The sequence below is a fragment of the Nonomuraea bangladeshensis genome (assembly GCF_039529455.1).
Taxonomy (GTDB): Bacteria; Actinomycetota; Actinomycetes; order Streptosporangiales; family Streptosporangiaceae; genus Nonomuraea; species Nonomuraea bangladeshensis.
The window spans coordinates 48,263-68,315 of record NZ_BAAAMV010000009.1 but is presented as its reverse complement, the minus strand read 5'-3'; the positions used below and the strand labels follow the sequence as shown (position 1 = coordinate 68,315).

Genomic DNA, 20,053 nt, shown 5'->3' with positions numbered 1-20,053 from the left:
CATGTTGAAGCTCACCTTCGTCGAGACCAAGCTGCTCGCCCGCGATCCGGGCGCGGTGTTCTCGCTGCTCATCCCGCTGTTCATCCTGGTGGTGTTCGGCAGCTCGATCGAGCCGGGCGACCGGGTGCTGCTGCCGATGGCGCTGGCCATCGCGGTGGGGCTCGTGGGGCTGTACATGGTGCCGACCACGCTGGCCACCTACCGGGAGCGGGGCATCCTGCGGCGCATGTCGGCGACGCCGGTGCGGCCGGGCCGGCTGCTGGTGGTGCAGTTGCTGCTGCAGCTCGTGCTCGCGGTGACCGCCTGCGGGCTGCTGCTGGCCGTGGCGGGGACCGTGCTCGGCGCCCACCTGCCGGACCGGGTGCCGGCGGTCGTGCTGACGTTCCTGCTCGGGACGGCGAGCATGTTCGCGGTCGGCCTGCTCATCGCCGCCCTGGCGCCGAACGGCAGAGCCGCGAACGGGATCGGCGTGCTGCTGTACTTCCCGATGGCGTACCTCGCCGGTCTCATGCAGCCTGCCGATCAGATGCCGGATATGGTGGCTCGTGTCGGGGAGTACACCCCGATGGGGGCGTTCGGGCAGTGCCTGCGGGACGTCTGGGCGGGGGCCGCTCCCGATCCGCTGCTGCTGGCGGTGATGGCGGCCTACGCCCTGGTCGTCAGCGCGGCGGCGGCCAGGCTCTTCCGCTGGGAGTGAGGTATGACCAGCCGGCTCGACCGGTGGGAACGGGTGCTGGAGCGCCAGCTCGCGGCGGCGCCGTACGTGCTGCTGGCGGTCTCCGTGGTGCTCGCCCTGGTCAGCGACGGCGGGACGGTGTCGTGGGTCACGCTCGGCCTGGCGGCGTCGGCCGCCGGGTGGGTGTGGCTGGTGCCGCGCGGCCCGGTGTACGTGGCGGGGCTCGTCCTGCTGATCGGCGTCCTGAGCACGCAGAGCATCTGGTTCGCGAGTTTCTTCGGTTTCATCGGCTATCTGCACTCCTGGCGCTACCTGAACGGGATGTGGCGCTTCGCCGGCGTGACGGGGGTGGCCGCGTTCAGCGTGGCCGCCTACAGCGGCGGACTGCCCGAGCCCACGCCGACCGGGATCCTCACGTACGTGTTCTTCACCGGGGCCATCGTGGCCGGGGTCGCGCTGTTCAGCTTCGTCGGCCAGATCACCGACGAGCGCAGCGCGGAGCGCGAGCGCATGGTGGCCCAGCTTGAGGAGGCCCTGCGGGAGAACGCGGGCCTGCACGCCCAGCTCCTCGTCCAGGCCCGCGAGGCCGGCGTGCTCGACGAGCGGCGGCGGATGGCCGCCGAGATCCACGACACCCTCGCCCAGGGGCTGACCGGCATCATCACCCAGCTCCAGGCGGCCGGGCAGGCCGACGACTGGCGCCGGAACGTCGATCTGGCGCTGCGGCTGGCCCGCGAGAGCCTGGCCGAGGCCCGGCGCTCGGTGCACGCGGTGGGCCCTGGCCCGCTGGAGTCGGCGCCGCTGCCGGAGGCGCTGCGGGACGTCGCCGCCCGGTGGGGCGAGCTCAACGGGCTCACGCCGGAGTTCACGGTCACCGGCCCGGCCCGTCCCCTGCACCCCGAGGTCGAGGAGACGCTGCTCCGCACCGCCCAGGAGGCGCTGGCGAACGTCGCCAAGCACGCGCACGCCTCCCGGGTCGGGCTCACCCTGTCGTACATGGAGGATGTGGTCACCCTGGACGTACGCGACGACGGCATCGGCTTCGACCCCCAGCTCACCGCGTTCGGGCTGACCGCGATGCGCAAGCGCGTGGACCGGCTGGCGGGCACGCTGGAGATCGAGTCGGAGAGCGGCGCGGGCACCGCGATCTCCGCGAGCCTGCCGGCGGTGGCGCGTGGCTGAGCGACCGATCCGGCTGCTGATCGCCGACGACCATCCCATCGTCCGCGACGGCATCCGCGGCATGTTCGCCGGCGATCCGGGCTTCGAGGTGCTCGGCGAGGCCGGGGACGGCGCGCAGGCCGTCGAGCTGGCGCGGGCGCTGGACCCCGACGTGATCCTCATGGACCTGCGCATGCCGGGCACGGACGGCGTCACGGCCATCAAACGGCTCGCCGAGCTGGGGATCGGGGCCCGGGTGCTGGTCCTCACGACGTACGACACCGACCGGGACGTCCTGCCGGCCATCGAGGCCGGCGCGACCGGCTACCTGCTCAAGGACACCGGCCGCGACGAGCTGACCCGGGCGGTCCGGACGGCGGCGCGCGGCGAGGCCGTGCTGTCGCCGTCGGTCGCCACCCGCCTGCTCGGGCAGGTGCGTACGCCCGCCGACCCGCTGAGCGCCAGGGAGCTGGAGATCCTGCGGCTCATCGCGGACGGCGCCACCAACCGGGAGGCCGCGGCCCGCCTGTTCATCAGCGAGGCCACGGTCAAGAGCCATGTGCTGCACATCTACGCCAAGCTCGGCGTCAACGACCGCGCCGCCGCCGTCGCGACCGCCTTCCGCCGCGGCCTGCTGACCCTGGACGACGGCCGCTGAGGCGGCGTCGAGCAGAATGTGGCGCATGCATGCTCACGGGGGTGAGCGGGTGCGGGCGCGCTCGCTCGGGGTCGTCGTCGGCGCGTTGCCGACCGGCCCGCTGAACGCGATCACCGACGTCCCCGGCGTCCTGGTGGGGCACACGACCGTGGACGACGGGGCGGACCTGCGCACCGGGGTCACCGCGATCGTCCCCCCGGGTCTGGACGGCGGCGGGCTGCCGGCGGCGGTCCACACCGGCAACGGGTACGGCAAGCTGGTCGGCTCCACCCAGGTGGACGAGCTCGGCGTGCTGGAGTCGCCGGTCGTGCTGACCGCCACGCTGTCGGTGTTCCGCGCGGCCGACGCGGTGCTGACGTACCTGATGGGGCGCCGCCCCGACGGGGTGTCGTTCAACCCGCTGGTGGGGGAGACGAACGACGGGTTCCTGTCCGACATCCGGCGGCGGCCGATCACCGAGCGGCACGTGCTCGACGCGCTGGAAGGGGCCACCGGCGGGCTGCCCGCGGAGGGGTGCGTGGGCGCGGGCACCGGGACGACGGCGCTCGGCTTCAAGGCGGGCATCGGCACCTCGTCGCGCCGCGTGGCGGCGGGCGGGACCGAGGTGACGGTCGGCGCGCTGGCGCAGGCCAACTTCGGCGGCGTGCTGACCGTAAGGGGCGTTCCCGTGCCGGTCGAGGAGGTCGTCCCGGGCTCGCGGCGGCCGGAGCCTCCGGGGAACTCGTGCATGATCGTGGTGGCCACCGACGCGCCGCTCGACGCGCGCCGGCTCGGCCGGCTCGCCCGCCGGGCGGTCTTCGCCATGGGACGGGTGGGGGCCTCGTACGCGCAGGGGAGCGGCGACTACGCGATCGCCTTCAGCACCGCGCCGCCCGGCGGCCCGGCGGTGCCGGACGCGGCGCTCGACCCCTTGTTCGCCGCCGTCATGGACGCGGTCGAGGAGGCGCTGCTCAACTCGCTGTTCATGGCGACGACCACGACCGGGTTCGCCGGCCGTACGGCGCACGCGGTGCCGTACGACCGGCGTTCCCAGGTCACTCCGTTCGGCAGACCGTGCCGTTGAGGGTGAAGACGGCGGGCAGGACGTTCGGGCCGCTGTAGTTGCCGACGTACCCGACCGTGACCGTCGCGCCGGTCGCCAGCGTGGGGCTCGCCGGGTCGTTGACGACCTTGACCTGCGAGCCGGTCTCGGTCCACCCCGCGCCCCAGCCGCTGCCGAGGCTCTGCCACGCCCGGGGCCAGGTGAAGCTGAGCGTCCAGCCGTTGAGCGCGGCCCCGCGGTTGGTGATGTCGATGCTGCCGACGTAGCCGCTCGCCCAGTCGGTCTGGTTCGTCAGGCGGACCGAGCAGGAGCTGGTCGCGGGCGTGCCGGTGGTGAACGTCAGCGGCGGCGACGACCAGGACAGGCCGCCGCCGGCGTCGCGGGCGATCACGTTGACCGTGTAGCGGGTGCCCGGGGTGAGGTTGCCGACGGTGTACGAGGTGCCGGGCGTCTCGCCGAGCTGCTCGGTGATCGCGCCGTTCTGGCGGTGGATCTCGTACTTGGCGATCGGGCGGCTACCCGGGGAGGCGGCGGGCCAGGTGATCGTCGCGGCCTGGTCCGTGACGTTCGTGGCCTTGGGCTGGCCGGGCGCGCCGGGGAGGCCCGCCTGCGAGGTGGCCGGGCGCAGCACGATCGTGGTGAGGGAGAGCGGCGGCAGGGTCTGGGCCGTCGCCGTCCCCGACGTGGTGGTGGTGATGGCGGTCGCGCCGTTGGTGTGCGTCAGGACGGTCGGCGCGCCGGAGGCCGGGCGGTAGCCCGCGTAGCCGATCGTGACCGGGTACGAGGTGTCGGACGAGGTGTTGACCAGCATGACCGCGAGGTCGCCGTTGGGCCGGCGGGCGGCGTGCGCGGTGACCTTCGGCTGGTCGGTGGCCGCCTTCACGAACTGGTCGCCGGGCCTGGCGAACCTGCTCACCATCTGCAGCGCGTAGTAGGGCGCGAACGGGGTGTTCAGCGCGGGCTCGCACACCGAGTTGTCGGCGGTGCACGTGCCGCTCGACAGCAGGCCGAAGTCGCCGTAGTCGGTGTGGCCTTCGACCTCGGTGACCGTGCCGATGCCGTTGTGGACGTTCCACCAGTCGACCGTGAACACGCCGTTCGCCAGCAGGGTGGCGTAGGCGTCGGCGGCGGCCAGCGCGCCCGGCTGGGTGTTCGTGCCGTTGCTGCTGCTGCCGGTGTTGAACTCGGTCATCGCGATGCCGATCCGGTCGGCGCCCGCTCCGGCGTACCTGGTGATCTGCTCGCGGGTGAGCCGGATCATGTCGGGAACGTGGCCCGTCCGGTCGAGGGCGCCCGGATACCAGTGCAGGATGACGAAGTCGATCTTGGAGCCTGCGGCGGACAGGACGACCTTGTTCCAGCTCCCGTCGTCGCCCTCGCCGGTGATGGCGTCGGGCCAGTTCGCGGGGGTGGTCAGCACGGCGCCGATCTTGATGGTGGGATCGACGGCCTTCATGGCGTCGGCGTAGGCGACGACGTGGCGGGCGTACTCGGCCGGGCTCTTGTCGGCGTGGTCGTCGGCCTCCCAGGCGGTGCCGTAGTGGCCGTTGCCGTAGTTCTCGTTGCCGATCTCCCAGTACTTGACGCCGTAGCCCTTGGTGACGTTGGCCTGGCGGACCCAGGCGGCGGCCTCGGCGGCGGTGCCGGTGCCGTAGTTGGCGGTCACCATCGCCTGCGCGCCGGTGCGGCGGACGCCGCGCATGAACGTGTCGAAGTCGGTGTTGGGGGCGACGTACCCGCCGGGGGCGGTGTGCGTCTCCCAGTGGTAGATGTCGGAGTAGGAGCCGCCGGGGTAGCGCAGCAGCTTCACGCCCGCGGCCTTCAGCGAGTCGGCGACGGCGTCGGTGCCCAGGTTCGAGTCCCAGATCGCGTGGTTGGCGCCGATGCCGGTCTCGGGGACGGTGGCGAGGGCGGCCCGCGCGTTGACGGTCACGGCGACCGGGGACGGGTCGGCGGCGGTCGCGTGCGCCGGTGGCGCGTTGAGCACGGTCAGCGCCAGCAGGACTGCGGACGCGGCCGGTAACAGGGATCTCGGCATCGAAGCACCTCGCCACGGATAGCGGTCATCACTCGACGCCCCCTCCTGACCAGGAGGCATGAGGATCATGTGGCGCGGCGTCCGGCCCGGTCAACCGGACGTGAAACTTTCACGGCCCCCCTACGATCACTTCATGCCCTTCGACCACAACGATCACTACCACCGGACGTTGCTGCGCCGGGTGCCGCCGGGCTGCGCGCGGGCGCTGGACGTCGGCTGCGGCGCCGGGCGGTTCGCCCGGCGGCTGGCCGCGCGCGGCATCGAGGTCGACGCCGTGGACCCGGCGGCGGAGGTGATCGAGGCGGCGCGGGCGGCGGGCGGCGGGCCCCGGTTCCTGCACGCGGACATCACGGACATGGAGCTGCCCGAGGGGCACTACGACTTCATCTCGTGCCTGGCGAGCATCCACCACGTGCCGTTCGCGACGGTCTCCCGGCTGCGGAGCGCGCTGGCGCCCGGCGGGGTCCTCGCCATCCTGGGCTGCTACCGGGAGACGCCGGCGGACCTCGCGTGGAGCCTGGCCGCCGTCCCGGTGAACGCGGTGGCGCGGGCCGCCGTCGCGGTGCGCGAGCGCGGGCAGGAGGCCGGTGTGCGGGCTCCGGTGCGGCCGCCGGAGATGTCGCTGGCGGAGATCCGGCGGGAGGCGGCCGGGCTGCTGCCCGGAGCGCGGATCAGCCGGCTGCTGTTCTGGCGGTACCTGCTGGTCCACCGCGAGCCCGCCTGACCGCCCCCCTTGGGCTCAGTTGTACCTGTAGAGCTGGTCGGCGACCCGGTGGCGGCCGTCGAAGAGCGCGGCCCGGTACATGCTGATGGCGAGCTCGCCGTGCTCGGCCTTGCCGCACGTGTCGGTGCCCGCGAGCTGGCGGATCTCGAAGCGGGTGGTCGGGTCGCCGCCCACGAAGTACTCGGCGCGGGCCTGGTACTTGTCGGCCCGTATGTCACAGGCGAGGACGTACGCCGACCCGCGCTCGGCGAAGCAGGTCATGGCCGCGCCGCGGGTGGTGGTGCAGACCTTGGCGCGGGCGCGGGCGGTGGCCGGGGTGATCCGGGTGTCCCGCTTAGTTGGATATTTGGCGATGTTCTGGACGGTCTTCCAGCGGCCGTGCTTCACCAGGCGGTCGCCCCGGTAGAGCGCGACCCGGAAGGTGACGACCTTGCCGATCTCCCGGCTGCCGCGCACCTGGCCCTTGCCGGCCAGGTTGTGGATGACGTACTCGGTGCCGAGGTAGCCGTGCTGGTAGTACTCGACGGCGGCGTGCAGCCGGTCGCCGGCGGTGTCCTCGACGGTGATGCCCGGCCGGTCGCTGCCGTCCGGGCCGACGCACGCCTCCGCGCCGCGGATCCGTACGCACGCCGGCTCGTCGGGGGCGCTCTCGTACGCTCCCGGGGTTACCCGGGTCTCGGCGACCGGTTGCCGGGGTTCGGCGGCGGTGTTGGTGGCGGTGTTGGTGGCGGTGTTGGTGGCGGTGTTGGTGGCGGCGTTGGCGGCCACGTCGGTGCCGAGCGCGAGGGCCGCCACAGCGGCTACCGCGATGAAGATGCGACCTAATGTCACTTACTTTCACCAGCCTCACATATGCGCTTGTTGCACCATGTGACGCCGGTCACGGTCCGGAAGTTCGCCGCCGGGTCCAGAAGGTCAGGAGGCGACGGCCTTCTTCCTCGTGGTCAGGCTGGCCAGCAGGAGCAGCAGCGAGCTCTGGGCGAGCATGCCGGGCGCGAGCGGCGGGGCCGTGCCGACCGTCTTGGTCAGCGCGTACCACCATTGGGAGAGCGGCGAGAGCGTGTCCCACTCGGTGGCCATCGAGCCCATGCCGTGGTTGACCGACACGTGCATGAACACGCCGTACGCCGAGGCGAGCAGCACCACTCCGGCGAGGACCCGCACCGCGGTGACCGCCCGCGGGGCCTCGCTCAGGGCGAGCAGCACCAGCGCGACCGCGAGAAGGGCCAGGGCGACCCAGGGGATGAGCTGGACGGGGGAGCGCCAGTGGCGTTCGAAGGCCAGCTCGAACCCGGCTCCCACGATGCCGATCGCGACCAGCGCCAGGAGACCGAGGCGCAGCGAGATCGGGCCTGCTTGAGCGAACCGGCGGCGGTGCGCCGCCCTCTCCGCGGTTGAGGTCATAGTCAGGACCCTGGCCTCGAAGGGTCAGAGAAGCCTGTAGGGAACCTGAAAATTAGATGAAAATGTGATTGTCGGCACGTAGAACAATTGTCGGCTCAACTACTTTCAGAACTCGCGCCAGTCGCCGAACCACGCCTCCGCCTCCGACGGCGGAACCCCGGCCCCCTCCGCGAGCAGGAAGAACGCCTCGCCCGCCTCCTCGCGCCGCAGGGTGTCGATCATCTCGTAGCGCTCCTCGATGCCGTTGAGCGTCTCGACGAAGCTCTGCAGGATCGGGCGCGCGTCCGCCACCGCGCCCGGATCGTGGACGTCCAGGGCCGCGATCGCGCGGGAGGCCGCCGCGTAGGCCCGGCAGGCGGCCTCGCCGGCCCGCTTGTGGTCGTCCACCCAGTCGCGGAGCGGGTTGTCCAGGTTGGTGGCCAGCCAGCGGTCCGGCTTCGCGCCCCGGATCTCGACGGACACGCCGGTGCCCTGGTAGCGCTGCCGGACGGCCCTGGATCGGCTGCTCCTGAACCCGTCGACGCGCAGGAGCCGCAGCGGCCCGCCGGGGGCGGGCAGCATCGACGGCTCGACGCCGTACGCGTCGGCCAGCTCCAGCGTGTGCAGCCGGGGATGGGCGTCGAGCCCGGCCAGGCCGCCGTACGGCCGGCCCCACCGGACGGACAACCGCTCAAGCCCCTCCACGTCGCCCAGGGACGCGCCGGTGACGTCGCCCGACGCCTCCACCGCCAGATCGCGAACGCCGCGCAACCCTCGCGGCACCCCCGAGCGCATGGTGAGCCTGATCCACCGGCCCTCGGCGGCCGCCTCCACCGCCTCCGGAGCCCCGCCCTGCAGCCAGAGCGTCATCAGCCCCGGCGGCAGGACCACCCGGCGCGGCCCCGCGCCCGCGACGAGGGTCAGCCCGTGGAGGCCGGTCCGGCTCAGGTCGACGATCTCGGGCGGATCCTCCCAGCGCAGGGCGGTGATCAGCGGCCGCGCCTCCAGCGCCGCGAGCAGGCCGCGCTCCGGGCCGCGCCAGCTGAGCTGCGTCAGGCGGGGCAGCGCGTCCAGCCCCTCCCACCGCACGTCTCCCGCGTGGTCACGCAGGTCGAGCGCGGGCAGGGCGGCCGACCTGGTCACGGCCCCGCCCCCCAGGTCGACCTGGACCCTGCCGTGCCCGGCCCGTTTGTACGCCTCCCTGACCGCGCCGGGCACCTCCAGCTCCCAGCGCCGTTGCAGCACCACCTGCAGCCCGATGCCCGGCCAGGAGCCGTAGGCGGTGGACGCCTCCGGCAGCTCGGGCCGGACCGGAAGGCGGCCGAGGCGCACGGCGTCGGCGGGCAACTGCTCGTCGGCGGGGACGTCGACCACCTCGGGATCGCCGCACCACGAGTGGTGGTCGACGCGGAGCGGCCCGGCCGAGCGCACGTCGTCGAGCGCGGGCACCGCGTCGGAACGCCAGTCGAGCACGCACACCGTCAGGCGCTCGCCCGCCGCCGTCACCTGGCAGGCGCCGTAGCCGCCCAGTGGCAACGGGATGGCCACCACATCGCCGATCTCCAGCATGTCCGGCACGCTAGCAACCGGCGATGACATTCCCGCCCCCTTCCAGTGGCCCGCCCGCCCGCGAAGGTCAGCGGGCCGCGGCGATCTCGCGCTCCGCGGCCTCCTTGGTGACGCCCAGGTCCGTGAGCGCCCGTGTCAGCGGCCCATCCTCCAGCCCCAGCACCCCCAGCAGCAGATGCTCGGTGCCCAGATGCTCGTGCCCCAGCCGCAGCCCTTCCCGCAGGGTCAGCTCCAGCGCCTTCTTGCTCTGGGCGGCGAACGGCACCTCCCGGGGCCCGGCCGGCTCGGTGCCCGGCCCGAGCACGCGGGTCACGGCGTCCCTGACCGCCTCGGGCGAGGCGCCGAGCGCCGCCATCGTCCTCGCCCCGAGCCCCTCGGGCTCGTCGGCCAGGCCGAGCACCAGGTGGCCGGGCTCGATGTGGCGGTGCCCGCCGTTCAGCGCGGCCCGCTGCGCCTTCACCACGACGGCCCGCGCCCGGTCCGTGTAGCGGGCGTAGACCCGCAGGTCGTCGGCCATCGACGGCGCGCCCTCCTTGGGCACGAACCGCTTCTGCGCGGCCTGCTTGGTGACGCCCATGCTGCGCCCGATGTCCGTCCAGGACGCGCCCGAACGCCTGGCCTGGTCCACGAAGTGCCCGATGAGGTGGTCGGCCACCTCGCCCATGTGCTCGCCGAGCGCGACGGCGTCGGTCAGCTCGCCCAGGGGGTCCCCTTCCGGGTGCCGTTTCCTGATCACGGAGATGAGGTCGTCCAGTCGTACACTTTCTTCCATACGTCAACCTTAGGTTGACGACATCAGGACCGTCAACCCTGGGTTGACGGGTGTGAACCCGCTCACACCATGTCACTGGCCGGATGGTCATCTCGTCTCAGAGGGCATGACGAACGCAGAACAGACCACAGTGCTCATCACCGGTGCCAACAAGGGGCTCGGCCTGGAGACGGCCCGGCGGCTCGGCGCGGAAGGGTGGAAGGTGTTCCTCGGCTCGCGCGACGAGACCCGCGGGCGGGCGGCGGCGGCCAAGCTCGCCGAGGCCGGCGCCGACGTGGTCGTGGTCCCGCTCGACGTCACCTCGGACGCGTCCGTGGCCGACGCCGTACGGCTCGTCCGCGAGCACACCGACCGCCTGGACGTGCTGGTCAACAACGCGGGCGCGCCAGGCAACGTCACCCCGCCCGCGCAGACGACCGCCGAGGAGGTGCACGCCGTCTACGACACCAACGTCTACGGCCCGATCCGGGTCACGAACGCGTTCCTGCCCCTGCTCCAGGCTGCCGACAACCCGCGTGTGGTGATGGTCTCCAGCGGCGGCGGCTCCTTCGCGGTCATGGCCGACCCCACCCAGCAGGTCACGAAGATGCACGAACTCGCCTACAGCTCGTCCAAGGCGGCGCTGAACATGATCACCGTCCGCTACGCCCAGGCGCTCCCGCACGTCAAGGTCAACGCCCTCACCCCGGGGGAGGTCGTGAACCGCAAGTTCACCGCCACCGACATGAACCACCACACCGGCCAGCTCACCGTCACCGAGGGCAGCGACCCGATCATCGAGCTCGCGACGCTGGGCCCGGACGGGCCGAGCGGGATCTTCATCGACCGCCTGGGCCCCATCGGATGGTGACCAGGGTCCAGGGCTTCGAGCAGCACCGCCCGCTGCTGTTCTCGATCGCCTACCGCCTGCTCGGCAGCGTGGACGACGCCGAGGACGCGGTCCAGGAGACCTGGCTGCGGTACGCCGACGCCGGGGCCGAGCCCGACTCGGTCAAGGCGTACCTGTCGACCGTGGTCACCAGGGTGGCGATCGACCAGCTCCGCTCGGCCCGGGTGCGGCGGGAGTCGTACGTCGGGGAGTGGCTGCCCGAGCCGCTGCTGGAGGACCCCTACGAGGACCCGGAGCGCTCGGCGGAGCTGGCCGAGTCGGTCTCCACGACGGCGCTGCTCATGCTCGAACGGCTGAGCCCGCCCGAGCGGGCGGTCTTCGTGCTGCGCGACGTGTTCGGCTTCGAGTTCCCCGAGATCGCCGCCGCCGTGGGCCGGTCGGAGGCCGCCTGTCGGCAGCTCGCCGTACGGGCCCGCCGGCACATGCACGAGGGCCGTCCCCGGTTCGCGGCCGGCCGGAGGGAGCGCGCGGAGCTCGCCGGACGCTTCTTCGACGCGATCCGGGGCGGCGACGTGGGCGCGCTGCGCGAGGTGCTGGCCGCCGACGTGCGGACGGTCGGCGACGGCGGCGGCAAGGCGCCGGCGCTCGCGCGGGTCCTCGTCGGCGCGGACAACGTCGCCCGGGTGTTCGCCCGGCTGGTCCCCGCGCTCCTCGCGATCGGCGGCTCGGTCGAGCCGCGCGAGGTGAACGGCGAGCCGGGGGCCGTCTTCCGCGACGCGGAGGGCAAGGTGCTCAACACGCTGGCGCTGGAGATCCGTGACGGCCGGATCGCGACGATCCGCGCGGTCGCGAACCCGGACAAGCTGCGGCATCTGGGCCCGGTGGCGGACGCGTACCAGGTCAGCCGCGAGGCCCGCGAGGCGATGCGGGGATGATCGAGGCAACGTGACCCGATGGCGGGGCATCGGGGTCACGTTGCGCGCGTACGACCTCCGTCGCCGCGATCACATGTTGATCATGTGCCCCGCGAGCCCGTGGATGGCCTCCTTGACCGCCTCGCCGAGCGTCGGGTGCGCGTGGACGTTGCGCGCGACCTCGTGCACGGTCAGGTCCCACTGCTGGGCCAGCGTCAGCTCCGGCAGCAGCTCGGTGACCTCGGGGCCGATCAGGTGGGCGCCGAGCAGCTCGCCGTGCGTGTCGTCACTGATGATCTTGACGAAGCCGGCGCTGTCGCCGAGGCCGTGCGCCTTGCCGTTCGCCGTGAACGGGAACTTCGCCACCTTCACGTCGTAACCCAGGTCGCGGGCCTGCGCCTCGGTGTAGCCGAAGCTCGCCACCTGCGGCTGGCAGTAGGTCGCCCGCGGGATCATGACGTAGTCGAGCTCCATGGTCTCCGCGTTGCCGATCGTCTCGGCCGCGATGATGCCCATGGACTCGGCGGCGTGCGCCAGCATCAGCTTGGCCGTGACGTCGCCGATGGCGAAGATGTGCGGCACGTTCGTGCGGCAGCGGCCGTCCACGGCGATCGCGCCCCGGTCGGTCAGCGCCACGCCGGTCTTCTCCAGGCCGTAGCCGTCGACGCGCGGCTGGAAGCCGATCGCCTGCATGACCTTGTCGGCCTCCAGCACCTGCTGCTGGCCGTTCTTGGTGACGGTGACCTTGACGGAGGAGCCGGTGTCCTCGATGCCGTCCACGCGGGTCGAGGTCAGGATCTCGATGCCGAGGCGCTTGTAGCGCTTGGCCAGCTCGGCCGAGACCTCCTCGTCCTCCAGCGGCACGACGCGGTCGAGGAACTCGACGATGGTCACCTTGACGCCGTAGTTGTGCAGCACGTACGCGAACTCCACGCCGATGGCGCCGGCGCCCGCGATGATGATGCTGCCCGGCAACTCCTCGGTGAGGATCTGCTCCTCGTACGTCACCACCCGCTCCGACAACTGCGTGCCCGGGATCAGCCTGGTGGTGGCCCCGGCCGCGATGATGCAGTGGGAGAAGGTGATGGTCTCGCCGTTCACCTGGAGGGTGTTGGCGTCGAGGAAGGTGCCCCGGCCGTCGTACTCGGTGATGGCGTTCTTCTTCATCAGGTAGTGAACGCCCTTGACCCGGCCGTCGGCCACCTTGCGGCTGCGCTGGAAGGCCGCGCCGTAGTCGAAGGTGACCTCGCCGCTGATGCCGAAGGTCTTGGCCTCGTTGTGGAAGATGTGGGCCAGCTCGGCGTTGCGCAGCAGCGCCTTGGACGGGATGCAGCCCACGTTCAGGCAGACGCCTCCCCAGTATTTCTCCTCGACGACCGCGGTGCGCAGCCCGAGCTGGGCGGCGCGGACCGCGGCCGTGTATCCTCCCGGACCCGCGCCGAGAACGACGACGTCATAGTGAGTGCTCATGAGTCGGACCATACCGCCCGCCCGGAACCACCCCTGACGCTAGACCTCCACCTGGTAGGGAAGGCTCAGCTCATCGGCGGGAACCCCGCGAATCCCCCAGTTGACTTGCGGCATCTCGATGATCGTCAGCTCGATGTCCTCGGGGTCGTGCGGCCAGTGGGCGTAGAGCTCCCTGATGAGCGTCCGCTTGGCGTGGTCGCTGCGGCCGGTGAAGCAGACGACCTCCACGATGAGGTAGCGCTCGCTGCGCTGAGGGCAGACGAAGTCGTCGGGGTCGAGCAGCAGGAAACGGTGGAACCGCTTGTCCTCCGGCAGGCCCCACGCGCTCACCAGGCACTCCTGCAACAGGTCGGAGAGCTCCCGCTGCCGCCCTGCCCACACGTCCCTGCGTCCGTACACCTTCACCTGCGCCATACGCGCCACTATAGAAGGCGTGATCCGCATCCTCCTCGCCGACGACGAAGCCATGATGCGCGCCGGGGTGCGCGCCATCCTCTCCTCCGACCCCGAGCTCGACGTGGTGGCCGAGGCTGGGGACGGGCGGCAGGCCGTCGACCTGGCCATCAGCCACCACCCCGACGTCGCGCTGCTCGACATCCGCATGCCGAGGCTCGACGGGCTGGCCGCCGCCGCCGAGATCCGCAGGGCCGCGCCGGGCACCGCCGTGGTGATGCTGACCACGTTCGGCGAGGACGACTACATCGCCAAGGCGCTCGACGTCGGCGCGGCCGGGTTCCTGCTGAAGTCGGGCGACCCGCGCGAGCTGATCGCCGGCATCCACGCCGTGGCGGAGGGGGCGGCCTACCTGGCGCCACGGGTCGCCCAGCGGGTCATCGCGCAGTTGTCGGGCGGCCGGATGGCGCGCGGCGCGCAGGCCCGCGACCGCATCGAGGCGCTGACCGAGCGCGAGCGGGAGGTGCTGGCCCTGGTCGGGGCGGGATTGTCCAACGCGGAGATCGCGAGCAGGCTGCACATCGTGGAGGGCACGGTCAAGGCGTACGTGAGCGCCATCCTGACCCGGCTCGACGTGCGCAACCGCGTACAGGCCGCGATCATCGCCCACGAGGCCGGGTTGGTAGCCTGACGCGTGATGTATCGCCTCGTGTTCACGCAGGTCTTGCGGCGTTTCGACGCCGAGGCCGTGCACCGTCTGACCGTGAGCGCCCTCGCGCTCCTCGCCCGCCTGCCGCTGCTCAAGCGGCTCCTGCACCGGGCGTTCGCGCCGCACGACCCGGTCCTGCGGATCACCGCGTTCGGCGTGCACTTCCCCGGCCCGCTGGGGCTGGCCGCGGGCTTCGACAAGGACGCCGCCTGCGCGGAGGCCGTCGCGGCGCTCGGCTTCGGCCACGTCGAGGTCGGCACCATCACCGCGCACGCCCAGCCGGGCAACCCGCGCCCGCGGCTGTTCCGGCTGGTGCCGCAGCGCGCGGTGATCAACCGGATGGGCTTCAACAACGACGGCGCCAGGGCCGCCGCCCGCCGGCTGCGCCGCCCCCGCGGCGTGCCGGTCGTGGTCGGGGTGAACATCGGCAAGACCAAGGTCGTCCCCGAGTCCGGGGCCGTCGCCGACTACGTCGCCGGCGCGAAGGAGCTGGCGCCGCTCGCCGACTACCTGGTGGTCAACGTCAGCTCGCCCAACACCCCGGGGTTGCGCGACCTCCAGGCGGTCGAGCTGCTGCGCCCGCTGCTCACCGCGGTCAAGGAGGTCGCCGACGGCACCCCGCGCCGCACACCGCTGCTGGTCAAGATCGCGCCCGACCTCGCCGACGACGACATCGACGCGGTCGCCGACCTGGCCCTGGAGCTGGGCCTGGACGGCATCGTCGCGACCAACACCACGATCAGGCACGGCGGCGAGACCGGCGGGCTGTCCGGCCGCCCGCTGAAGGAGCGCTCGCTGGAGGTGCTGCGCCGGCTGCGCGCCCGCGTCGGCGACCGCCTCACGCTGGTGTCGGTGGGCGGCGTCGAGGACGCCGACGACGTCTGGGAGCGCGTCCTCGCCGGCGCGACCCTGGTGCAGGGCTACACCGGCTGGATCTACGGCGGCCCGCTGTGGGCGGCCGGCATCCACCGGCAGCTCGCCCGCCGGGTCCGCCGCCACGGGATGAAGAGCATCGCCGAGGCCGTCGGCCGCACCGCCTAGCCAACTCGCCATCCGGGTCCGCCGTCACGGGACGGAGAGCATCGCCGAGGCCGTCGGCCGCACGGCCTAAGCTAGGGGGAGTGATCGAGACGGTAGCACTCCCCGACGGCGTCGTCCTGCGCCCGCTCACCGAGCAGGACGACGAGGCCCTGCTCCAGGCATACACCCGCAACCGTGACCACCTGCGCCGCTGGGAGCCGCGGCGCCCCGCCGAGTTCTACACCCTCGCCGGCCAGTCCCACCGGCTCAAGGACCTGCTGCGGCAGAAGGCCGAGGGCCGGACCATGCCCTGGGTGCTGGCGGACGGCGACGAGATCGTGGGCGGCATGACGCTCAACAACATCGTCCGCGGCCCGTGGCTCAACGCCGACCTCGGCTACTGGACCGACGCCCGCTACACCGGCCGCGGCCTCACGACCGGGGCCGTGCTGGAGGTGTGCCGGCTCGCCGACCAGGAGCTCGGCCTGCACCGGATCGCGGCGGCGACCCTGCTCGACAACGCGGCCTCGCAGAGCGTGCTGCGCAAGGCCGGTTTCGAGCAGGTCGGCACCGCCCCCCGCTACCTGGAGATCGACGGCCGCTGGCAGGACCACCGGCTGTTCCAGCGAATTCTCAACGACCGCCCCGCCTTCACGTTCTGAGCCGGCTCACGACACGCTCGGCCTGGTCGACTCGGGGTCGTGGGTCATGGCCTCGATGTGGGCCATGCGCTCGGTGATCGGCACGGGGCTCGCCCGGTGCGGCCGGCGCCGCTGCCACGGGTGCGGCCCGGCCAGGGGCCGGTACTCCACGCCGAGCGCGTCCAGCCGCCCCAGGTGCTCGGCCAGCCGCCCGTCGAAGCCGTCCTGGGCGGAGCCCGACCAGGCGACCTCGGCCAGGGCGCAGGCCCGCGGCCACAGCCGGTAGTCGGCGGTGCGGGGGTCGGTGACCCGCTCGGTCCAGAGCTGCGCCTGCGCGCCGAGCACCCGGGCGCGCTCCTCGTCCGTCCAGTCCTCCGGCGCGGGCAGGAACGCGGCCACGTCCGCGACGGTGATCGCGTCGCCGATCGCCAGCGGCTCGTCAGACCCGGACGCCTCGGCGTAGTCGAAGTAGAGCGGGAACACCGGCGTCGCCACCACGTCGTGCCCGGCCGCCGCCGCGCGCCGGCCCACGCCCATGCCGCGCCACGGCATGACCACCGTGTCCTGCCGCAGGCCGCCGCTGACGAACGCCTCGTCCCACACCACGGCCCGCGCCCCCCGCTCGGCGAGCGCGTCGGCCAGCCGGCGCAGGAACCACGCCTGCAGCTCGTTGACGGTGGCCAGGCCCAGGGACTCCCGGTACGCGGTGATCTCCGGCGAGGCCGTCCAGTGGTCGAGCACGACCTCGTCGCCGCCGATGTGCACGTACGGGGTCTCGCCGAGCGCCCCGATCACCTCGTCGAAGATCGTGGTCAGGAACTCCACGGTCGGCGGCAGCGGCGACAGGATCGCGGGGGAGATGCCCCACCGGTCCAGCACCTCGTACGGCTCCCCTGTCGCCCCGAACGCCGGATACGCGGCGAGGATCGCCGAGGCGTGCCCCGGCACGTCGATCTCCGGCACGACCGTCACGCAGCGCGCCCGCGCGTACGCCCCGATCTCGGACAGGTCGTCCAGCGTGTAGTAGCCGCCGTGCGGCACCTCGTCGTAGGCCGCGGGCTCCCCGTGCGGGTGGACGGCGGTGCGCGGCCGGTGCGAGGAGACCTCGTGCAGCAGCGGGTACGCCCGGCTCTCGATCCGCCACCCCTGGTCGTCGACCAGGTGCAGGTGGAGCCGGTTGAGCTTGTGCAGCGCCATGAGGTCGATCAGGCGCAGCACCTCGCGCTTGGGGAAGAAGTGCCTGGCCACGTCCAGGTGCAGGCCGCGCCACGGGAAGCGGGGCGCGTCCTCCACCCGCACGCCGGGCACCGGCCAGGACGCCCGCTCCGTGTGCCGGTAGGAGGCGGCAGGCAGCAGCTGGTGCAGCGTCTGGGCCGCGTAGAACGCCCCCGCCCGCCCGCCGGCCACGATCTCCACGCCCCGCGAGCCCACCGTCAGCCGGTACGCCTCCTCGCCCAGCGCCGGGTCGCGCCGCACGTCGATCTCGCCGGTGTCGCCGGGACGCGGGTCCAGGCGGGGAAGGGCGAGACGGACGGCGTCCACGAGGTCGCCGGACACGGTCGCGCCGATGGTCAGCTCGTACGAACCGGACAGGTGAGAAGAAAGTACGGGACGAGGGATCATGTCCCCAAATAGTGCTGCAATCCGTTCGCCAGCGCCACCGCGATCCGCTGCCGGAACGCCGGGCTCGACAGCTTGGCCGCGTCGCCCGCGTTGCGCATGTTGCCGGTCTCGATGAAGATCTTCGGCACCGTGGACAGGTTGAGCCCGCCGAGGTCCTTGCGGTAGTCGAGCGCGTTCCTGCCGATGTAGGTGGAGTAGGGGATGCCGGTGCCCTTGCGGTAGGCGTCCCGTACGTCGATGCCCAGCCTGGACGACTTGGCCACGACCTTGTCCACCGGGCCGTTGATCTTCTTCGGCATGATGATGTGGAAGCCGTGGTCCCGCGGGCCCGCTCCGTCGGCGTGGATGGAGATCGCGGCGTCCGCGCCGGCCTTGTTGCCGATCGCGGCCCGCTCGGTGATGCAGGGGCCGACGCCGGTGTTGTTGCTCCTGGTGAGCTTGACGGTCGCGCCGCGCTCGCGCAGGATCTTGGCCAGCCGGGTGGAGACGTCCCAGGTGAAGGCGGCCTCGCTGTAGCCGTTGTTGGTCGAGGTGCCGGTGGTGTCGCAGGCCTTCTTCTCGGTCAGCACGTCGACCTGGCGGTTGATGATGTCCGGGCGGCGGTAGTTGCCGCCGTTGTGGCCCGGGTCGAGGACGATGACCTTGCCCTCCAGCGGCTTGCCCTTCGGCGGCGACTGCTTGCCTGGGCTCTGCTCGGCCGGCGAGGTCTCCTGCGTCGTCTGCGCCTGCGGCGAGCCGGCGGTCGCGGGAGCGGCCTGACCGGTCGCGGCGCCGCCGGAACCGGCGCCGCCGCACGCGGAGGCGATCAGGCCGCAAGCGGCGAGGACTGAGGCTGCTAGAGCACGCATGGCGTCCAACTTACGTCAGACCGCGTGCTCAAACCCCGCATACGGCGTGTCCGGCGCGTTACCAGACGTGCTCGCCGACTTCCTGGCGCTCCAGCAGGGCGGCCAGCTCCCGCGCGTCCTCGGCGTCCAGGCCGAGCACGACGCGGGGGCGGCCCCACGGGTGGTCGAGGGAGTGGGCGACGTAGCTGGCGACGGATTCGGCACCGCCGTCGGCGCCCCGCCCCCTGTTGGTGCGCCAGTGCCCCCAGGCGCGTTCGAGCTCGGCAGCCGCACGCTGGGCGCAGGACACCAGTTCCGGATCACGCATGACTGTTCCCCCGGATCAGATCGTGGCCGGAACGGATCCGGCCACCAATAGCATGACGCTGCCGAGTTAACCGCCGTGCGGCCGCGCCGCCGCACGGCTTGACCCAGCCTTGATGCTTTTCAGACGCGACCCGTGCTCCGCCTCACGATGAGCTCGGGCCGCACCTCGCGCAGCCGCGCGCCCTTGCCCGGGTCGCCGATCCGGTCGCTCAGCAGCGCCGCCGCCGACCGCCCCATGGTCCGCCTGGCCTGGTCGACGGAGGTCAGCGAGACGTGGCTGGAGGCCGACATCTGGGTGTTGTCGTAGCCGACCACGGACAGGTCCTCGGGGACGCGCAGGCCCAGGCCGGCGGCGGCGGAAAGCACGCCCAGCGCGACCACGTCATTGGCGGCGAAGATCGCCGTGGGCCTGGGGTCGCGGGTCAGCAGCGCCGTCGCCGCCTCCCGGCCGCCCTCCTCCGAGGCGTCCGCCGCCTCGACCATGATGTACGGCGCCAGCGAGTGCCTGCGCATCGCCACGAGGTATCCCTCGCACCGTGACGAACGCGGCCCCTCGATGTGCGCGATGCGCTTGTGTCCCAGCTCGACCAGGTGGTCGATGGCCAGGCGGGCGCCGAGCTGGTCGTCGTCGACCACGATGTCGACGCCGTCGAGCTCGATGTCACGTTCCCCGACGACGACGGTCGGCGTGTACGCGGTGGCCTCGATCAGCGTCTCGCTGGTCGGGGGGATGCCCAGCAGCACCAGCCCGTCGACCCGCAGCTCCAGGAAGGCCTCGACGGCCTCGTCCTCGAAGGCGGGGTCCCACTGGCTGTTGCCGATGAGCATGCGTAAGCCGTCGCCGTGCAGGCTCTCCTGCAGGCCGTCGAGGAACTCGGCGTAGAACGGGTTGTGCAGGTCGGCCACGAGCGCGCCGACGAGATGCGTACGTCCTTCGACCAGACTGCGCGCCACCGCGTTCGGGCGGTAGCCCAGCTCGCGTGCGGCCTGCAGCACGGCCTGGCGCCGGTGCTCGCTCACGTGCGGGGATCCACGCAGCACGAGTGAGACCAGCGATTTCGAGACGCCGGCTCGCTCGGCGACGTTCCTGATGGTCGGTCTGGGCCGAGGCAAGGCATCTACCTCTCTCAGCTCAGTGATCGTTGAAGTTTTGACGGGCGGTCCTGACATCTGTCTCCCCCGCGATGCGGATACGGGCACCTGTCTCACAAAACGATCGAGTTCGCCGCAGGGTACGGCCTCCATCGCGGTTTGACGGACAGAAGTGGACCTTGACC

At 72.4% G+C, this 20,053-nt stretch carries 21 protein-coding genes; 10 read left to right on the top strand and 11 right to left on the bottom strand.

Annotated elements, in window-relative coordinates; genetic code table 11:
- Window position 1 precedes the first annotated feature (1 nt).
- Genes ABD292_RS29495 through ABD292_RS29480 form a run of 4 tightly spaced genes read left to right on the top strand, consistent with a single transcriptional unit; the run spans window position 2 to window position 3,558 of the window.
- Window positions 2–697, top strand: coding sequence for an ABC transporter permease (locus ABD292_RS29495; RefSeq protein ID WP_344212943.1), 696 nt, complete (start codon window positions 2–4; stop codon window positions 695–697).
- 3 nt (window positions 698–700) lie between these two features.
- Window positions 701–1,858 (top strand): sensor histidine kinase, encoded by a 1,158-nt coding sequence (locus ABD292_RS29490; protein WP_344212941.1) that lies wholly within the window; start codon window positions 701–703, stop codon window positions 1,856–1,858.
- Window positions 1,851–2,495, top strand: coding sequence for a response regulator (locus ABD292_RS29485; protein ID WP_020544254.1), 645 nt, complete (start codon window positions 1,851–1,853; stop codon window positions 2,493–2,495). The genes ABD292_RS29490 and ABD292_RS29485 overlap by 8 nt, the downstream gene beginning before the upstream one ends.
- A 25-nt stretch (window positions 2,496–2,520) precedes the next feature.
- Window positions 2,521–3,558: a P1 family peptidase gene (locus ABD292_RS29480; protein WP_344212939.1), complete on the top strand. Its 1,038-nt coding sequence runs from the start codon at window positions 2,521–2,523 to the stop codon at window positions 3,556–3,558.
- On the opposite strand, the gene ABD292_RS29475 is transcribed toward ABD292_RS29480, so the two are convergent.
- Window positions 3,530–5,575 (bottom strand): cellulose binding domain-containing protein, encoded by a 2,046-nt coding sequence (locus tag ABD292_RS29475; protein ID WP_344212937.1) that lies wholly within the window; start codon window positions 5,573–5,575, stop codon window positions 3,530–3,532. The genes ABD292_RS29480 and ABD292_RS29475 overlap by 29 nt on opposite strands.
- 133 nt (window positions 5,576–5,708) lie before the next feature.
- Here ABD292_RS29475 and ABD292_RS29470 point away from each other — a divergent pair, with 133 nt between their 5' ends.
- Window positions 5,709–6,299 (top strand): class I SAM-dependent methyltransferase, encoded by a 591-nt coding sequence (locus ABD292_RS29470; protein WP_344212935.1) that lies wholly within the window; start codon window positions 5,709–5,711, stop codon window positions 6,297–6,299.
- 15 nt (window positions 6,300–6,314) lie between these two features.
- On the opposite strand, the gene ABD292_RS29465 is transcribed toward ABD292_RS29470, so the two are convergent.
- The 4 genes from ABD292_RS29465 to ABD292_RS29450 all read right to left on the bottom strand — a co-directional run bounded on the left by ABD292_RS29465 (window position 6,315) and on the right by ABD292_RS29450 (window position 10,023).
- Window positions 6,315–7,130, bottom strand: coding sequence for a hypothetical protein (locus ABD292_RS29465; protein WP_344212933.1), 816 nt, complete (start codon window positions 7,128–7,130; stop codon window positions 6,315–6,317).
- Window positions 7,131–7,214: 84 nt separating this feature from the next.
- A complete protein-coding gene (locus ABD292_RS29460) occupies window positions 7,215–7,703 on the bottom strand; it encodes a hypothetical protein (RefSeq protein ID WP_344212931.1) in 489 nt (162 codons plus the stop codon).
- 105 nt (window positions 7,704–7,808) lie between these two features.
- The gene (locus ABD292_RS29455; RefSeq protein WP_344212929.1) at window positions 7,809–9,251 is read right to left on the bottom strand and encodes a hypothetical protein; all 1,443 of its coding nucleotides are present in this window, start codon (window positions 9,249–9,251) and stop codon (window positions 7,809–7,811) included.
- Window positions 9,252–9,318: 67 nt separating this feature from the next.
- Complete coding sequence (locus ABD292_RS29450) at window positions 9,319–10,023, bottom strand: Clp protease N-terminal domain-containing protein (protein WP_344212927.1); 705 nt, start codon at window positions 10,021–10,023, stop codon at window positions 9,319–9,321.
- 106 nt (window positions 10,024–10,129) lie between these two features.
- Here ABD292_RS29450 and ABD292_RS29445 point away from each other — a divergent pair, with 106 nt between their 5' ends.
- Together ABD292_RS29445 and ABD292_RS29440 are read left to right on the top strand one after the other, a co-directional pair.
- Window positions 10,130–10,873, top strand: coding sequence for an SDR family NAD(P)-dependent oxidoreductase (locus ABD292_RS29445; RefSeq protein ID WP_344212925.1), 744 nt, complete (start codon window positions 10,130–10,132; stop codon window positions 10,871–10,873).
- Window positions 10,870–11,787 (top strand): RNA polymerase sigma-70 factor, encoded by a 918-nt coding sequence (locus tag ABD292_RS29440; protein WP_344214059.1) that lies wholly within the window; start codon window positions 10,870–10,872, stop codon window positions 11,785–11,787. The genes ABD292_RS29445 and ABD292_RS29440 overlap by 4 nt, the downstream gene beginning before the upstream one ends.
- A gap of 69 nt (window positions 11,788–11,856) precedes the next feature.
- Here the strand turns inward: ABD292_RS29440 and lpdA are convergent, their stop codons facing one another.
- A complete protein-coding gene (gene lpdA / locus ABD292_RS29435; RefSeq protein ID WP_344212923.1) occupies window positions 11,857–13,236 on the bottom strand; it encodes a dihydrolipoyl dehydrogenase in 1,380 nt (459 codons plus the stop codon).
- 39 nt (window positions 13,237–13,275) lie between these two features.
- Window positions 13,276–13,650, bottom strand: coding sequence for a tautomerase family protein (locus ABD292_RS29430; RefSeq protein ID WP_344212921.1), 375 nt, complete (start codon window positions 13,648–13,650; stop codon window positions 13,276–13,278).
- Window positions 13,651–13,669: 19 nt separating this feature from the next.
- Here ABD292_RS29430 and ABD292_RS29425 point away from each other — a divergent pair, with 19 nt between their 5' ends.
- The 3 genes from ABD292_RS29425 to ABD292_RS29415 all read left to right on the top strand — a co-directional run bounded on the left by ABD292_RS29425 (window position 13,670) and on the right by ABD292_RS29415 (window position 16,020).
- Window positions 13,670–14,320: a response regulator gene (locus tag ABD292_RS29425; RefSeq protein WP_344212919.1), complete on the top strand. Its 651-nt coding sequence runs from the start codon at window positions 13,670–13,672 to the stop codon at window positions 14,318–14,320.
- A 6-nt stretch (window positions 14,321–14,326) separates the two neighbouring features.
- Window positions 14,327–15,379 carry a quinone-dependent dihydroorotate dehydrogenase gene (locus tag ABD292_RS29420; RefSeq protein WP_344212917.1) on the top strand — a complete coding sequence of 351 codons (1,053 nt, stop codon included), beginning with the start codon at window positions 14,327–14,329 and terminating at the stop codon, window positions 15,377–15,379.
- A gap of 80 nt (window positions 15,380–15,459) precedes the next feature.
- Window positions 15,460–16,020, top strand: coding sequence for a GNAT family N-acetyltransferase (locus ABD292_RS29415; protein WP_344212915.1), 561 nt, complete (start codon window positions 15,460–15,462; stop codon window positions 16,018–16,020).
- Window positions 16,021–16,026: 6 nt separating this feature from the next.
- Here the strand turns inward: ABD292_RS29415 and ABD292_RS29410 are convergent, their stop codons facing one another.
- The 4 genes from ABD292_RS29410 to ABD292_RS29395 form a co-directional block, all read right to left on the bottom strand.
- Window positions 16,027–17,622 carry a beta-N-acetylhexosaminidase gene (locus ABD292_RS29410; RefSeq protein WP_344212913.1) on the bottom strand — a complete coding sequence of 532 codons (1,596 nt, stop codon included), beginning with the start codon at window positions 17,620–17,622 and terminating at the stop codon, window positions 16,027–16,029.
- Complete coding sequence (locus ABD292_RS29405; protein WP_344212911.1) at window positions 17,619–18,470, bottom strand: N-acetylmuramoyl-L-alanine amidase; 852 nt, start codon at window positions 18,468–18,470, stop codon at window positions 17,619–17,621. Before ABD292_RS29405 ends, ABD292_RS29410 begins: the two co-directional genes overlap by 4 nt.
- 58 nt (window positions 18,471–18,528) lie before the next feature.
- Window positions 18,529–18,777 carry a hypothetical protein gene (locus ABD292_RS29400; RefSeq protein WP_091081786.1) on the bottom strand — a complete coding sequence of 83 codons (249 nt, stop codon included), beginning with the start codon at window positions 18,775–18,777 and terminating at the stop codon, window positions 18,529–18,531.
- Window positions 18,778–18,896: 119 nt separating this feature from the next.
- A complete protein-coding gene (locus ABD292_RS29395; RefSeq protein ID WP_344212908.1) occupies window positions 18,897–19,946 on the bottom strand; it encodes a LacI family DNA-binding transcriptional regulator in 1,050 nt (349 codons plus the stop codon).
- Between the last annotated feature and the right edge of the window lie 107 nt (window positions 19,947–20,053).